General features: G+C 54.4%; 13 protein-coding genes. 9 read left to right on the forward strand and 4 right to left on the reverse strand.

Features of this window, described 5'->3' with window-relative positions:
- Positions 1-51: 51 nt before the first annotated feature.
- Positions 52-1,980 (reverse strand): transglycosylase SLT domain-containing protein, encoded by a 1,929-nt coding sequence (locus AC4LF3_RS06780; protein WP_491834986.1) that lies wholly within the window; start codon positions 1,978-1,980, stop codon positions 52-54.
- 217 nt (positions 1,981-2,197) lie between these two features.
- Here AC4LF3_RS06780 and AC4LF3_RS06785 point away from each other — a divergent pair, with 217 nt between their 5' ends.
- Positions 2,198-4,117 (forward strand): ATP-binding cassette domain-containing protein, encoded by a 1,920-nt coding sequence (locus AC4LF3_RS06785; protein WP_491834987.1) that lies wholly within the window; start codon positions 2,198-2,200, stop codon positions 4,115-4,117.
- A 32-nt stretch (positions 4,118-4,149) separates the two neighbouring features.
- On the opposite strand, the gene AC4LF3_RS06790 is transcribed toward AC4LF3_RS06785, so the two are convergent.
- On the reverse strand, positions 4,150-4,584 hold the full coding sequence (locus tag AC4LF3_RS06790; protein ID WP_010797693.1) for a universal stress protein: 435 nt from the start codon (positions 4,582-4,584) through the stop codon (positions 4,150-4,152).
- A 492-nt stretch (positions 4,585-5,076) separates the two neighbouring features.
- On the opposite strand from AC4LF3_RS06790, the gene fadB reads away from it, so the two are divergent.
- The 6 genes from fadB to AC4LF3_RS06820 all read left to right on the forward strand — a co-directional run bounded on the left by fadB (position 5,077) and on the right by AC4LF3_RS06820 (position 12,491).
- Entirely contained in the window at positions 5,077-7,224 is a 2,148-nt protein-coding gene (fadB, locus tag AC4LF3_RS06795) for a fatty acid oxidation complex subunit alpha FadB (RefSeq protein WP_491834988.1), read from the forward strand.
- 27 nt (positions 7,225-7,251) lie between these two features.
- Entirely contained in the window at positions 7,252-8,427 is a 1,176-nt protein-coding gene (gene fadA, locus AC4LF3_RS06800; protein WP_407363095.1) for an acetyl-CoA C-acyltransferase FadA, read from the forward strand.
- A 60-nt stretch (positions 8,428-8,487) separates the two neighbouring features.
- Positions 8,488-8,739, forward strand: coding sequence for a DUF1653 domain-containing protein (locus tag AC4LF3_RS06805; RefSeq protein ID WP_010797696.1), 252 nt, complete (start codon positions 8,488-8,490; stop codon positions 8,737-8,739).
- A 144-nt stretch (positions 8,740-8,883) separates the two neighbouring features.
- The gene (gene topA, locus AC4LF3_RS06810) at positions 8,884-11,496 is read left to right on the forward strand and encodes a type I DNA topoisomerase (protein ID WP_491834989.1); all 2,613 of its coding nucleotides are present in this window, start codon (positions 8,884-8,886) and stop codon (positions 11,494-11,496) included.
- Between the two features lie 93 nt (positions 11,497-11,589).
- Positions 11,590-12,108 (forward strand): DUF6586 family protein, encoded by a 519-nt coding sequence (locus tag AC4LF3_RS06815; protein WP_125888970.1) that lies wholly within the window; start codon positions 11,590-11,592, stop codon positions 12,106-12,108.
- Positions 12,109-12,254: 146 nt separating this feature from the next.
- Positions 12,255-12,491 (forward strand): hypothetical protein, encoded by a 237-nt coding sequence (locus AC4LF3_RS06820; protein WP_010797699.1) that lies wholly within the window; start codon positions 12,255-12,257, stop codon positions 12,489-12,491.
- Here AC4LF3_RS06820 and sulA read toward each other — a convergent pair whose 3' ends face one another.
- Both sulA and lexA read right to left on the reverse strand, forming a co-directional pair.
- Positions 12,492-12,962, reverse strand: coding sequence for an SOS-induced cell division inhibitor SulA (gene sulA / locus AC4LF3_RS06825; RefSeq protein WP_010797700.1), 471 nt, complete (start codon positions 12,960-12,962; stop codon positions 12,492-12,494).
- A 30-nt stretch (positions 12,963-12,992) separates the two neighbouring features.
- A complete protein-coding gene (gene lexA, locus AC4LF3_RS06830) occupies positions 12,993-13,604 on the reverse strand; it encodes a transcriptional repressor LexA (protein ID WP_010797701.1) in 612 nt (203 codons plus the stop codon).
- Positions 13,605-13,774: 170 nt separating this feature from the next.
- Here lexA and AC4LF3_RS06835 point away from each other — a divergent pair, with 170 nt between their 5' ends.
- Together AC4LF3_RS06835 and nagZ are read left to right on the forward strand one after the other, a co-directional pair.
- A complete protein-coding gene (locus AC4LF3_RS06835) occupies positions 13,775-14,482 on the forward strand; it encodes a TetR/AcrR family transcriptional regulator (RefSeq protein WP_019365906.1) in 708 nt (235 codons plus the stop codon).
- Between the two features lie 105 nt (positions 14,483-14,587).
- Entirely contained in the window at positions 14,588-15,586 is a 999-nt protein-coding gene (gene nagZ, locus AC4LF3_RS06840; RefSeq protein ID WP_312507757.1) for a beta-N-acetylhexosaminidase, read from the forward strand.
- Positions 15,587-15,590: the final 4 nt, after the last annotated feature.

Below are 15,590 nucleotides of genomic sequence, written 5' to 3' on the forward strand. Positions count from 1 at the left end.
ACGTGTAACTAGGCAGGAGCTGCAAAGCTATTGCAGCTCCTGCTCAAGCCATCAAGTTTCGTCAAAGAAGCGTTCGTGCCACTCTACCAGTGGCTGAGGCATATTGAGTTTTTGGCCGTAGATGACAGCATACGCCAGCACGTTTTGGACATATTGACGGGTTTCGTCAAACGGAATGGTTTCTACCCAGACATCGAACGCCAAGTGCCGGGCGTCCTTCAGCCATCTTTTTACACGTCCGGGACCGGCGTTATAAGCCGCTGAGGCTAGAACACGGTTACCGTTGAATTGCGCATGAACCATGCTCAGGTAAGCGGTGCCCAGCTGGATGTTCGTGTCCGGTTGCAGGGCTGATTGAGGGCTGGCCAATGGAATAGAAAACTTGCTGGCTGTATGTTTTGCCGTCGCAGGCATCAACTGCATCAAGCCCATGGCTCCCACGCCTGAACGGGCATCGGACATGAAGCCGCTCTCTTGCCGGGTAATAGCGAAGACCCAGCTGCTATGCAAGCCTCGCTGGCGCGCTTCACGAACGAAACTGTCGCGGTAGGCGATAGGGAAGCGGATGTCCAGATCGTCCCAGTACTTGGCTTGGCTAATTGAGCGAATAGCCGGGAAATACCATTGCATGTCGTAGGCCATTCGGGCCTGGGCAACCAATTCGTCCCGGTTGAAGCTGCGGCTGACATGAAACCACTCGCGCCGCGCATTTACAAATTCACCACGTGCATAGAACTCGAGCGCGCGCTGAATACCAGGCGTGGTGCGCACGCGGTTGCGAAGGCTATTGCTCAGTACGAGCGGACGATTGTTCAGCTGATAAGGTGCCTTGATGCGGTCGGCTGCTAGAAAGCCGTAGAAATCGCGCTCACGCGAAACTGGCTGGTAATCGGCCAGTACGCTTGAGCTTTGCGGCTGAGACAGCTCCAAGGTACGGGCGCGCCAGTATTGCCAGCGGTTGGTTTCCAGAAGCGATGGGGGAAACCGCTGGATTAACTGGTAAGCCTCTTTCCAGCGGGCCAGGCGCAGTAGAAGGCGCGCACGCCATTCGCTGACCGTGTCATCACGGAGTTCTGGATCGTAACGCTCCATGAGCGGAAGGGCTCGTGGGTCAAAGTTCTTGGCCAGGGTCAGCCCGATCTCACGCGCAATGGATACTTTTTCGTCGCGCGAAAAGGGCAGGCGCTGACTATAGGTATCGAGTAGGCCCAATGCTTTCTCGGGATCCTGTTTGGCAAGGCGTCGCAAACCCAGACCAACCACATCGGCCATGGGCTCGCTGGCAGGTGTGAAGCGCTGCACATCGGCTAGCTGTTGGGGTTTCTGAGCGATATCGCTCATCAGGTTGGCAAGTGAGCCCAGGGTGGGCATCTGCTGTCCCAAATGGGTGACCAGCCCGTAATTACGCGCTTCGGCCGCCAGCTTGGCACGTTTCCAAACCATGCTTTCAGGCATCTGGCCGCGAGCAGCCCAGGCACTGAAAAGGCCATCACAGGCGGCTGGCTGTGACTTGCCTACCAGCCAGAGCTTTTCCGCTGTTTTGAAGGGTTGTGTTGTCTGGCCTTCCTGAATCTGGTGCTGGGCATTTAGGCAATCCAGCTCGGTAAAGTTGAGCTTGGAGTCATAGTAGCGGTCAAAGGTACTCCAATCGCCGCGCTCGGAGAGCCAGCGCAGCCAGCGCAGCTTCATCCAGTTTGCCTGCGGGAGATCGCCATGCTCGGCAAGAAAGGCCTCTATTTCTGTATTGCTGGCGTTCTTGAGGCGTGCGGTCAGCTCGTCATATTGCAGGTAGGGCTCCAGGGGATACCCTTGCAACGCATTGCGTGACTGCAAATAGAGACTGGCATCTCCTTTGGCCAGCGCTGCCTTGGCTTGGTCGTATAGGAGACGTTGTTGCTCAATGGGGGCCGCGTGAGCGGTTTCCAATCCAATGAGAGAAGCAAAGACACAGGTCAACAGCTTGAACAGACGGCCGCGCATGAGATTCCCGGAGAAGACTGCTGGTACATGCGGCTCGGCCGCACAAAGGCGATTACTTTAGCTTGTCGGCCATTACGACGAAAGCGTATGAGCTACCAACGGTCAGGCTAATAATCTTGTCGTCATATGTACGAAAACATTGAGTGCCGTCGGTAGGAAAACATGCAGTTCGTGCGGATGGGCACTAGAATGCACGTCCTTTTTCTTGGAGATGCCTATGACCTTGCTCAAATTCACCGGCGTATCCCTGGCTTTCGGTGCCATGCCATTGCTGGACGGTGTGTCCTGGCAGATCGCTCGGGGTGAGAGAGTCTGCGTGATCGGGCGCAACGGTACTGGCAAGTCCAGCATGCTGCGCCTGGTCAAGGGCGAGCAGATGCCAGACGATGGCGAGATCTGGCGTGCTCCGGCGCTGAAGATCGGAGAGTTGCCCCAGGAGTTGCCTCGGGCAGATGATCGTACCGTATTCGATGTTGTGGCCGAGGGATTGACTGGCGTAGGGGAGTTGCTGGCGGAGTATCATCGACTGTCCCAGAACATTCACACTGACGAAGACCTGACGCGTCTGATGCGCGTTCAGCAGGATTTGGAAGCCAAGGATGGCTGGCGACTGCAGCAGCTGGTCGAGAGCACGCTGAGTCGCCTTCAGTTGCCTGCAGAAAAGACCCTTGCAGAGCTTTCCGGTGGCTGGCGTCGACGTGTGCTATTGGCGCAGGCCCTGGTGGCCGAACCTGACTTGCTATTGCTCGATGAGCCAACCAACCATCTGGATATCGGGGCTATTGCCTGGCTGGAAGAGGCCTTGAGTCAATATCCGGGTGCGATTCTGTTCATCACCCACGACCGAGCCTTCTTGCAAGCCCTGGCGACACGTATTCTTGAGTTGGATCGAGGCCATCTCATCGACTGGCAAGGCGATTACGCCAGTTTTCTGGTGCATAAAGAGCAGCAGCTTGCAGCGGAAGAGACCGCCAACGCACTGTTCGATAAGCGTCTGGCTCAGGAAGAGGTCTGGATTCGTCAAGGCATCAAGGCTCGACGTACCCGCAACGAAGGGCGAGTGCGTGCATTGAAGGCCATGCGCTTTGAACGCAGCGAACGACGCGAACGCCAGGGTAAGGCAAATCTGCAGCTGGAAACCGCCGACAAGTCTGGAAAACAGGTCATTGTTGTCGAGCACGTGGATTACGCCCATCCAGGCAGCGAACCCATTATCCGTGATTTTTCCCTGGTGGTGCAGCGAGGCGACCGGATGGGCTTGTTAGGCCCCAACGGCTCTGGAAAGACAACGCTGCTCAAACTGCTGCTGGGTGACCTTGAGCCGACAGCAGGAAAAATCGTGCATGGTACCAAGCTTGAAGTGGCCTATTTCGATCAGTTGCGACATGCGCTTGAGCCTGAAAAAACCGTCATCGACAATATGGCTGAAGGACGTGAAATCATCACGATCAACGGTCAGGATCGTCATGTCCTCAGTTATCTGGGGGATTTCCTGTTTAGCCCACAGCGTGCCCGGACGCCCGTGAAAGCGCTTTCAGGTGGCGAACGTGCCCGACTGCTGCTAGCGAAGCTGTTCAGCAAGCCGGCCAATCTGCTGGTGCTCGACGAACCTACCAACGATCTGGATGTGGAGACGCTGGAACTGTTGGAAGAAGTGCTTCTGGGCTTTGAGGGCACCGTGCTGATGGTCAGTCACGATCGGGCGTTTCTCGATAACGTCGTGACCAGCACCCTGGTATTTGAAGGCGAGGGCCTCGTGCGCGAGTACGTCGGAGGCTATCAGGATTGGCTACGTCAAGGTGGATCGCCTCGCTTGTTAGGTGCGACAGGGTCGAAAATGGGGGCCAAGTCGGATGCGGCGGCCACTCAAGCGACACCCGTAGAAGCATCCAAGGCAGCAGCGCAGCAGGCGCCTGCCCGTAAAAAGCTCAGTTATAAGGATCAACGCGAGCTGGATGCCTTGCCGGCACAAATCGAGGCGACGGAAAACGAGCTGGCGAGCCTGCAAAGCCAGATTTCCGATCCGGCGTTCTACCAGCAGCCGCTTGAAACGACGCGTGTCGTTGTTGAGCGCTTCGAGGCTTTACAGCGTGAGCTCGATCAGCTGCTGGAGCGATGGGCTGAACTGGAAGAATGAAAAAAGGGCTCCTGAGGGAGCCCTTTTTAGTATTACTTCCGGGTCAGGGAGACCGCTAAGGTGTCACACGGGGCACCATGTAACAGGTCATTGGCGGTCGAGCCCAGAAGAAGGGCAAGGCCATGGCGGCCGTGGCTGCCTACAACGATCAGATCACAGGCATTTTCGCGAGCAAAGCGGTGGATTTCCTGGCGAGGCTGCCCATAGGCCAACTGGCACTGGCCCTCCAGAAGGCTGTATTGCGCAACAAAGCTGTCCAGGCGTTCACGGGACTGTTCGATCTGCTGTTGTTGAAGGGAGGAAAGGTCCATGGGCACGTCACCGCCGAACGCCATAGCCATTGGTTCGACCACATGGACTAGGGAAACCTTGCTTTGGAGGCCGGTAGCCAGATCGACAGCACGACGGATTACGGCATGGCATTCATCAGTCAGGTCGATGGCTACCAGAATGTGTTTATAAGACATTTTATTTCTCCTCCTTAAGGATGGCGAACATTTCAAGTATGGCCTGTCTGGTGCGGCTCGCACCTGCTATCCAGATACCGTTTGGACCGCATTTCGCGGTACTTGCTCCTTGCTGCGGGTGTTGCGCCTCGCTGTTGTTAACAGATCGCTGCGCCAATTGCACCTATCCTTTGTAGAGATTGACGATTTTTCAGTCCCATGCCGTCCGGGCTCAATGGGTTGTTATGCCACGTTAACGCATGGGTCGAATTGACATAACGCAGGTTTTGAATGATCGTGTAGGGGCTGTCAAACACTTGTATGAATCAGATGTTTGTCTTGCGGGCCCTGTAGTGCTCGGGCAGAGAAGAGAAGGTTGCCGCAAGGTATAGCTTTCGCGTTCCGCCCGGGCTTGACGAATCCTAGTATCACGCCATGCAGTTGGCTGCCTGCCTGAATGGGCAAACAAGGCTTGGATGTGAGTGTTCCGCTTCCACGTATGGAGATCAGTTGATGATTTACGAAGGTAAAGCCATCACGGTTAAGGCTCTAGAAAACGGTATCGCCGAGTTAAAGCTTGATCTTACTGGCGAGTCGGTCAATAAATTTAATCGCCTGACCTTGAACGAGCTGCGCCAGGCTGTCGATGCCCTCAAGGCCGACGCTTCGGTCAAGGCCGTCATTCTCAGTAGCGGAAAGGATGTTTTCCTCGTAGGGGCAGACATCACCGAGTTTGTCGAAAGTTTCCGTATGCCAGACGAGGATCTGCTGGCAGGAAACCTCGAGATCAATCAGATCTTCAATGACTTTGAAGACCTCAACGTCCCTACTGTAGCGGCAATTAACGGCATCGCGCTTGGTGGTGGCCTTGAAATCGCCATGGCCGCCGACTTCCGGGTCATGAGCGAGACCGCAAAGGTTGGTCTGCCAGAAGTAAAACTGGGCATTTATCCCGGTTTTGGCGGGACTGTTCGGTTGCCTCGCCTGATCGGTAGCGACAATGCTATCGAGTGGATTGCTTCGGGCAAGGAGAACTCTGCTGCCGAGGCGCTCAAGGTCGGTGTCGTGGATGCAGTTGTTGCACCCGATAAGTTGCAGGCCGCGGCGTTGGATCTGGCACGTCGAGCCATTTCTGGCGAGCTTGACCACAAGGCCCGTCGTCAGCCCAAGCTTGAAAAGCTCAAGCTAAACCCCATTGAAGCCATGATGGCATTCGAGTCGGCCAAAGGCTACGTTGCAGGTCAGGCGGGTCCGAATTATCCCGCGCCAGTAGAAGCGATCAAGACCATCCAGAAGGCCGCTAATTTCGGACGAGAGAAGGCGCTTGAAGTCGAAGCCAAAGGCTTCGTGAAGCTCGCCAAGACAACTGTTTCGCAAAGCCTGATCGGTCTGTTCCTGAATGATCAGCTGCTCAAGAAAAAGGCTAAGGTTTACGATCAGCAGGCGGGTGAGATCAAACAGGCCAGCGTCTTGGGGGCAGGTATCATGGGCGGTGGTATCGCCTATCAGTCTGCGCTCAAAGGCACGCCGATTCTCATGAAGGATATCCGTGAGGAAGCCATTCAGCTCGGTCTTGATGAAGCGAGCAAGCTTCTCAACAAGCGCGTCGAGAAGGGCCGTCTCGAGCCGGTGAAAATGGCTGAAGCGCTCAATCGTATTCGCCCCACTTTGTCCTATGGCGACTTCAAGTCGGTGGATATCGTGGTTGAGGCTGTTGTTGAGAATCCCAAGATCAAGCAGGCTGTGCTGGCAGAGGTCGAAGATCAGGTTGGTGAAGAAGCCATTCTGGCGTCCAATACCTCGACCATCTCGATCAGCTTGCTTGCACAAGCCCTGAAGCGTCCTGAAAATTTCTGCGGTATGCACTTCTTCAATCCGGTGCACATGATGCCTCTGGTTGAAATAATCCGCGGCGAAAAGACCAGCGAAAAAACGATTGCGACCACTGTGGCCTATGCCAAAAAAATGGGTAAGAACCCTATCGTGGTCAATGATTGTCCGGGCTTTCTGGTCAATCGGGTGCTGTTCCCTTATTTCGGTGGTTTTGCTGGCCTGATCGGGCAGGGCGCTGATTTCCAGCGTATCGACAAGCTCATGGAAAAGTTTGGCTGGCCTATGGGGCCGGCTTACTTGATGGATGTTGTAGGGATGGATACGGCGCATCATGCCCGTGATGTGATGGCGGAAGGCTTCCCTGACCGGATGAAAGAGTCCCGTAAGACCGCTGTTGATGCGCTGTACGAGGCTAAACGTCTTGGACAGAAGAACGGCAAAGGGTTCTATGTGTACGAGACCGATAAAAAGGGCAAGCCAAAGAAAGTCGCTGATGCAGAAACCTACGCCTTGCTCAAGCCTGTCGTGTATGAGCAGCGCGATTTCACGGATGATGAAATCGTTCAGCGCATGATGATTCCGCTGTGCCTGGAAACGGTTCGTTGCCTGGAAGATGGCATTGTCGAGTCGGCTGCAGAGGCGGACATGGGATTGATCTATGGCATTGGCTTCCCTCCCTTCCGAGGCGGTGCGCTGCGTTATATCGATTCCCTGGGCGTTGCCGAGTTCGTGGCACTGGCCGACCAGTATGCAGACCTGGGGCCGCTGTATCACCCGACTGAAAAGCTGCGCGAAATGGCCCGTGACGGCCAGTCCTTCTTTGGTTAACGCAGACAGTACAGAGCGAGAATTCTTATGAGCCTGAATCCAAGAGACGTTGTTATCGTCGACTTTGGCCGCACACCGATGGGTCGCTCCAAGGGTGGCATGCACCGTAATACCCGGGCAGAAAACATGTCTGCCCATCTGATTACCCAGCTTCTGGCACGCAATCCGCAAATCAACCCGGCAGAAGTGGAAGATGTGATCTGGGGGTGCGTAAACCAGACGCTCGAGCAAGGCTGGAACATTGCGCGAATGGCGTCCTTGATGACGCCCATCCCTCATACTAGCGCAGGGCAGACCGTAAGCCGGCTCTGCGGGTCTTCGATGAGCGCACTGCATACAGCGGCGCAGGCCATCATGACCGGTAATGGGGATGTGTTCGTGGTAGGTGGCGTCGAGCATATGGGACATGTCAGCATGATGCATGGCGTTGACCCTAACCCGCATCTGTCGCTTTATGCTGCAAAGGCCTCTGGCATGATGGGGCTCACAGCAGAGCTGCTGGGCAAGATGCACGGCATTACCCGGGAAGCACAGGATAAATTCGGCTACCGTTCGCACCAGTTGGCTTGGAAGGCCACTCAGGAGGGTGCGTTCAAGGACGAAATCATTCCCATGGAAGGACATGATGAAAATGGCTTCCTGAAGATGTTTGACTATGACGAGACCATCCGTCCTGATACAACGGTGGACGGCCTGGCTGAGCTCAGACCTGCGTTTAATCCAAAGGATGGTACAGTAACTGCAGGTACGTCATCCCAGATCACCGACGGCGCCTCCTGTATGATTGTGATGTCCGGTCAGCGGGCAATGGACCTTGGCCTGCAGCCACTGGCACGTATTCGGGCCATGGCGGTTGCTGGCGTAGACCCTGCGATCATGGGCTATGGTCCTGTTCCGGCTACCCAGAAGGCCCTCAAGCGTGCAGGGCTGTCGATGGGCGACATTGACTATGTCGAACTCAATGAGGCTTTCGCAGCCCAAGCATTACCGGTGCTGAAAGACCTCAAGCTCCTCGACAAGATGGACGAAAAGGTCAATCTTCATGGTGGGGCCATCGCGTTAGGTCATCCCTTTGGTTGCTCTGGAGCCCGTATTTCCGGCACGCTATTAAATGTCATGAAACAAAAGGGTGGTGCACTGGGCGTAGCAACCATGTGTATCGGCCTGGGTCAAGGCATTACGACGGTGTTCGAACGCGTCTGAGAATGGCGTTTATGCTACCGAAACCGGGGCCTGGCCCCGGTTTTTCTTTCTGGAGGGAACATGTCCTTACAACCTGGGCTCTATCGGCATTACAAGGGGCAGGAGTACCGTGTCCTGGGCGTAGCCAAACATTCTGAAACGGAAGAGGAGCTTGTTTTTTACCAGGCGTTGTATGGTGAATACGGCCTTTGGGCGCGTCCGCTCAGCATGTTTCTGGAAAGCGTCGAGGTGGACAGCGAGCGTGTTCCCCGCTTTGCTTTAGTAAAGGTTGAGGAGAATCCGTTAGGGCTTGCCGATAACGCGCAGCCTTGACCTTTCTCCAACAGCCACTATATATAGCGGGGCCGTACAGCCACGCTGTCATGGTTCGTCAGTCACTGCCTCACTGCCAAATGTCTGTCAGACTGTCTCGCCTTTCTCTTTACATCTTTTAATAACGCAGGAATCAACCGATACATGGGCAAATCGCTGGTCATCGTGGAATCCCCGGCCAAGGCCAAGACCATCAACAAGTATTTGGGCAACCAGTACGTGGTGAAGTCGAGTATCGGCCATATCCGTGACCTGCCTACCAGTGGGTCGGCAGGCGCGTCAAAAGAGTCCGCCACGAAAGGACGCAAGTCTGCTGCCGAAGCTCCAGCCCTTTCTCCAAAGGAAAAGGCCAAGCGCCAGCTTATCGCTCGCATGGGGGTCGACCCTGAGCATGGCTGGAAGGCGCACTACGAGATCCTGCCTGGAAAGGAAAAGGTGATCGAAGAGCTTAAGCGTCTGGCTAAGGAAGCTGACACTGTTTATCTCGCAACCGACTTGGACCGCGAAGGGGAAGCCATTGCCTGGCATCTTCGTGAGGCCATCGGCGGAGACGAAAGCCGCTTCAAGCGGGTCGTCTTCAACGAAATCACTAAAAAAGCGATTCAGGATGCGTTCTCCAAGCCGGGCGAGCTGGATATCAATCGAGTCAATGCTCAGCAGGCCAGGCGCTTTCTGGACCGTGTAGTAGGCTACATGGTCTCGCCTCTGCTATGGCAGAAGATCGCCCGAGGGCTTTCGGCTGGACGTGTTCAGTCCGTTGCGGTCAAGCTGCTTGTGGAGCGTGAGCGGGAAATTCGTGCCTTCGTCCCTGAAGAGTACTGGGAAGTTCACGCCGATTTGGCGAACCCCAAGAATGCCAAGGCGCGTTTTGAGATCGTCCGGCAAAACGGCGATGCATTCAAGCCGTTGAACGAGGCGCAGGCAAGTGCTGCCGTCGAGAAGTTAAAGGCTTCCAGCTACAGCATTAGCAAGCGTGAAGACAAGCCTACCAGCAGCCGACCTTCCGCTCCGTTCATTACATCGACTTTACAACAGGCTGCCAGCAATCGGCTGGGCTTTGGTGTAAAGAAAACCATGATGATGGCCCAGCGTCTTTACGAGGCGGGTTATATCACTTACATGCGTACCGATTCGACGAACCTGTCCAGCGATGCCATTACCATGGCTCGGGCGTTTATCGAAAATGAATTTGGCGACAAATACTTACCGGCCAAGCCTAATTTCTACAGCAGCAAGGAAGGTGCGCAAGAGGCTCACGAAGCAATTCGTCCGTCTGACGTAAACACGCGTCCTGACCAGCTGTCTGGCATGGAGCGAGACGCCGAACGCTTGTACGATTTGATCTGGCGTCAGTTCATTGCCTGTCAGATGCCTCCTGCGGAATATCTTTCTACGACCGTTACGGCAAAGGCCGGTGAGTTTGAGTTGCGCGCCAAAGGGCGAATCCTCAAGTTCGATGGCTTTACCCGAGTTCTGTCGCAACAGAGCAAGCCTGGCGAAGACGACGTACTGCCCGAAATGAACCAGGGCGATGCCATGAAGCTGCTGAAGCTGGATCCCACTCAGCACTTCACCAAGCCGCCGGCACGTTTCTCTGAGGCCAGTTTGGTCAAGGAGCTGGAAAAGCGCGGTATTGGTCGTCCATCTACCTATGCAGCCATTATTTCCACGATTCAGGATCGCGGCTATGCCACTGTGCATAATCGCCGTTTCTACGCAGAAAAGATGGGTGACATTGTTACTGACCGGCTGGGCGAGAGCTTCTCTGACCTCATGGATTATGGTTTTACCGCCAGCATGGAAGGTGATCTTGATACCGTAGCGCAGGGCGAGCTTGACTGGAAAAACCTGCTAGATGAGTTCTATAGCGATTTCAAGAAAAAGCTAGAAGCCGCTGAGAGCGCTGAAGGAGGAATGCGTGCGAATGTGCCGACTCTCACGGACATCCCTTGTCCGACATGTAGCCGGCCGATGATGATCCGTACCGCTTCAACGGGTGTATTCCTTGGATGCTCGGGTTATAGCCTGCCGCCCAAAGAGCGTTGCAAAGGAACGATCAACCTTGTTCCGGGTGATGAAATTGCTGAGGACGACGAAGGCGAGTCGGAATCGCGTGTGCTGCGTGGCAAGCACCGCTGCGATATTTGCGGAACTGCGATGGATGCTTACCTGATTGACGAGCATCGCAAGCTCCACATCTGTGGCAATAACCCCGATTGCTCGGGTTATGAAGTTGAAACCGGTAACTATCGCATCAAGGGCTATGAAGGGCCTTCACTGGAGTGTGACAAGTGCGGCAGTGAAATGCAGCTCAAGACGGGTCGTTTCGGCAAATTCTTTGGATGTACCAATCCTGAGTGCAAGAATACGCGCAAGCTGCTGAAGAACGGCGAGCCGGCTCCGCCCAAGATGGATGCCATTGCAATGCCTGAGCTCAAGTGCGAGAAAGTCAACGATACGTATGTATTGCGAGATGGAGCTTCAGGTTTATTCCTGGCGGCCAGCCAGTTTCCAAAGAATCGCGAAACTCGCGCACCGTTGGTCAGCGAGCTGTTGCCGCACAAGGATGAAATCGATCCGAAATACCATTATCTATTAAGTGCACCGGCCAAAGACCCGGATGGCCGTTCTGCTGTTATTCGCTTCAGTCGCAAGACGAAGGAGCAATATGTACAGACAGAAGAGAATGGTAAGCCGACCGGTTGGAAAGCCTATTTCGATAATGGGAAGTGGAAGGTAGAAGACAAGCGTAGTTGATGCGCTGTATCTGGTTGCCAGGTCTGCAAGCCTGGCAATTGGTGTCTGTGTAGCGGGGCAGTTGGCACCGCTTTGCCTTGGGAGGATTCAGGCATGTCTCATGAGATCTATACTCGTACCAACCAGAAGTTGTACTTCGCCGGTTTAAGCCTTGAATCGTGGCGCAGGGCGGAGCACGAGCAGAGCATGAATGCCCAGGGGCAGATTCAGGCCGAGCGAGAGGCGACGTTGTTTCATTTGTATGGTGCTGTTTTGGGGTTGTGTCATGAAGTGGCAGGTTATTACCGCCTGCCTAACGCCCAGGCTGCCTCAATCGATCAGTTTTTAAATCCACAAGCTTTGAAAGATTCGCCAAGTCCTGAGTTGGCTGAATTGTTTGAGTTGGCAAGTCATCAGCAAACATGGCTGGCTCAATTGCTGGATGGGTTCTCCGCATTGCAAAAACCACCGCAGCCTATCAAGCAAGCTAAGGTTGATCCTGGTCTGCCGCTGATTGAGTCGGTTACGCTTGATGAAGAGAAGAGGCTGCTGAGCCATACTGAGCTCGAGGCCTGGAGAAAAAACATCAAGGAGTTGGCGCTGCGCTTTCGTGGTTCATTGACCGAATGGTGAGGCACAGACGCCAAAAATGTGTAGATCTTCTTGATTGAAGAGCTGTCTTGCAACATTTTAGTCTTTATTGCATTACGTTAATCGATAGAGCCTAGGGAAGGGCAGGTGCGACTGCTACAATGCCAGCGCCTGCTGGAGATGCACATATGTCTACGTCTTATCTTGAAATTGTCGAACTGGCTGATGGCCGTATCGTTCTTCGCCGTGCCGATGGTGAAGAGGCACTGGTGACATTGGAGTTTTCTTCCGATGCAAAGGATTTTCTGCATGGCCAGCAAGTTGAAGTGGCTAAAGCCATGTTCAATTTGGGTGTGCAGATGGCGGGGCGTCTAGCCGAAGGGGATATGATAGAACGCGAAGATACTCCCCGCGTTCTTCATTGATCAGCCCAAGCGAATGTTAAGGCTTTGGGCGTTGCCTGTCTGAGCGGCCAAAGCCAGCTTTTTCTTCTCGGAAGTCTTCATGCCGTGGAGCCAGCTCACCACGGTATGGCTTCTTCCTGAACGTAAGGCTTCACAAGCAAGCTCTAGTGTCTGCATGCTCTGACGCGGTTGCAGCAGCAGGATTCTATTTAGATTCAAATCCCTTGAGCGCAGCCACTTTGTCGTTAGCAGCGTCGGAGGTGCTATCAGTGTCAGCCACCGGGGATCCTGTTCGTCACTCAACTCCCGCAGCATGGGTGCTAGCAAATGCAGGCAATGGTCTTGAGCGCCGTTTAGAGTCACTTCACTAAAGCAATCAGGCAAAGTCGCCGCCTGAATAGGTCCAGCCAAAAAAGGATTGAGCGACGGTTGAACCAGTGCGTCGTGAAACAACGGCAACTGTCCATGATCCGGCGGCAATAAAGATTGCACTGAACACCTCCTTATAGATACGTTGACTCGTTAACGCCTGATGACACCTACGCTCAGGCCTTCGATTACTAGATCCTGCTTATTGAGGTCCACCTCAATAGGCTGGAAATCAGGGTTTTCAGCAATCAGCCAAACCTTGTTGCCCTCACGTTTGAACCGCTTGACCGTAACTTCTTCTCCGACACGAGCAACCACGACTTGCCCGTTGCGCGCCTCACGAGTGACGTGAACCGCCAGAAGGTCACCATCAAGAATACCAATGTTCTTCATGCTCATGCCTTCTACCTTGAGAAGGTAATCCGCACGTGGTTGGAAGAAGTCAGGGTTAATATTGCAATTTTCTTCCACGTGCTGCTGGGCCAGGATTGGCGCGCCTGCAGCGACACGACCGATGACAGGGAGCTCACTGTCAGAAGGTTTCTGTGTTTCCAGTCCAGGAATGCGGATTCCGCGAGAGGCACCAGGCGTCATTTCAATAGCGCCTTTACGTGCAAGCGCCTTGAGGTGCTCCTCTGCCGCATTCGGGGATTTGAAGCCAAGCTCCTGAGCGATTTCCGCACGGGTGGGCGGGAATCCATTTTCTTCAAGGCAGCGCTTGATGAAGCTCAGGATTTCAGACTGTCTCGGAGTTAGTTTTAGCATGATAGGTGTCTGGCTTTATATACAGTTCCTGGGATTATATACAGTATTGGTTTGAGGGCAACCGACTTTTTATCAGCCAAATGCCATTACGGCACTTAGCTATCCCAGGCATTGACTCAGGAATGTTTTAAACATATGTTTAAAACATTTTATGATCAGGTAGTTAAGCGATGGCTCAATCTGAAACGGTCGAGCGGATATTGGATGCCGCTGAACAACTTTTTGCTGAGCGTGGCTTTGCTGAAACATCGCTCCGCCTGATAACCAGCAAGGCGAATGTAAACCTTGCAGCAGTGAATTATCACTTCGGCTCGAAGAAATCCCTTATCCAGGCGGTATTCTCTCGTTTTCTGGACCCTTATTGCGCGTGTTTGGAAAATGAGTTGGACCGACGGTACGGCAAGTCCGGGACCAAGGCAGACCTTGAGGAGCTTCTTTATCTGCTGGTAGATCAGGCGTTAGCCATCAAACCGCGTCACGGTAATGATCTTTCCATTTTCATGCGGCTTTTAGGGCTGGCATTCAGTGAGAGCCAGGGGCATCTGAAGAAATACCTCGAAGAGGCATACGGACGCGTTTTTCGTCGCTACATGGAGCTGGTTGCCATGGCTGCGCCTGCCATTCCTCCGCTGGAGCTGTTCTGGCGCGCTCACTTCATGATAGGGGTGGCTGCATTCAGCATGTCAGGTATCAAGGCTTTGAAGGCCATGGCTGATAATGATTTTGGTGTACATACGTCAACGGAGCAGGTATTGCGTTTGATGGTGCCTTTCATGGCCAGTGGCATGCTGGCGGAGAGTGCAATGACGGATCAGGCTCTGGCATCTGCGCAATTCAAGCCCCGCAAGCCTGTCAGTCAGGATGCTCAGCGCTTCTGAGTGAGGATATGCCAGCGCTTTCAGCAAAGGCATTACTGACACATTGATTGAAACGAGTTGAAAGGGCACCATGCCTCACTTGTTTTCTGTGCCTCAGGAATGCCTATGCAAGGCTCATTAATGGTGGACATTGGCGGCACATGGCTGACCGCTGAAGACCGACATCTCCTGCGCCAGCCCGAAGTGGGTGGGCTCATTCTTTTTGCTCGCAATATCGAGCATCCTCGCCAAGTGCGTGAGCTATGTGAAGCCATACGCGCCGAGCGGCCGGAGTTGCTATTGGCTGTCGACCAGGAGGGCGGCCGCGTCCAGCGACTTCGACAGGGCTTTGTACGTCTGCCTGCCATGCGGCGATTTGCCGATCATCCAGAGGCCGACCGCCTTGCCGAGGCATGCGGGTGGATAATGGCAACCGAAGTGCTGGCCGTCGGGCTCGACTTCAGCTTTGCTCCGGTTCTGGATCTTGATCATGGCCGTAGCGTGGTAATCGGTCAGAGAGCCTTCGAGGGAGCGCCGGACAGGGCGACCGATCTGGCAGGCGCCTTCGTTCGCGGCATGCATGCTGCCGGCATGGCTGCAACCGGCAAGCATTTCCCGGGGCATGGATGGGCAGAAGCCGACTCGCATGTGGCCATCCCCCGTGACGAGCGTAGCCTGGAAGACATCAAGGCCGTTGATCTTGTACCTTTCAAGCGTCTGAGTGGGCAGCTGGAAGCGATCATGCCTGCTCATGTGATCTATCCCTGCGTAGATGAGCAGCCAGCCGGGTTTTCGCGGCGGTGGCTGCAGGACGTGCTTCGCGGCGAGTTGGGTTTCAAGGGTGTTATTTTCAGCGACGATCTATCCATGGCCGGTGCGCATGTTGCCGGTGACGCGGCAGGACGCATAGAGGCTGCCTTGAGTGCTGGCTGTAACATGGGGCTCGTTTGTAATGACCGTGCCGCGGCTGAGCTGGCGCTAACCGCGCTGCAGCGCTTGAAAGCCAAGCCTTCGCAGCGGTTGAAACGCATGAGTGCAAAAGCATTTCCATCCATTGAATACCGTCAGCATCCTCGCTGGCTTGCGGCTTTATCTACTCTGCGCCAAGCAGGTTTGATTGATTAAGGAG

The organism is Pseudomonas sp. C2.3V (genome assembly GCF_058536325.1).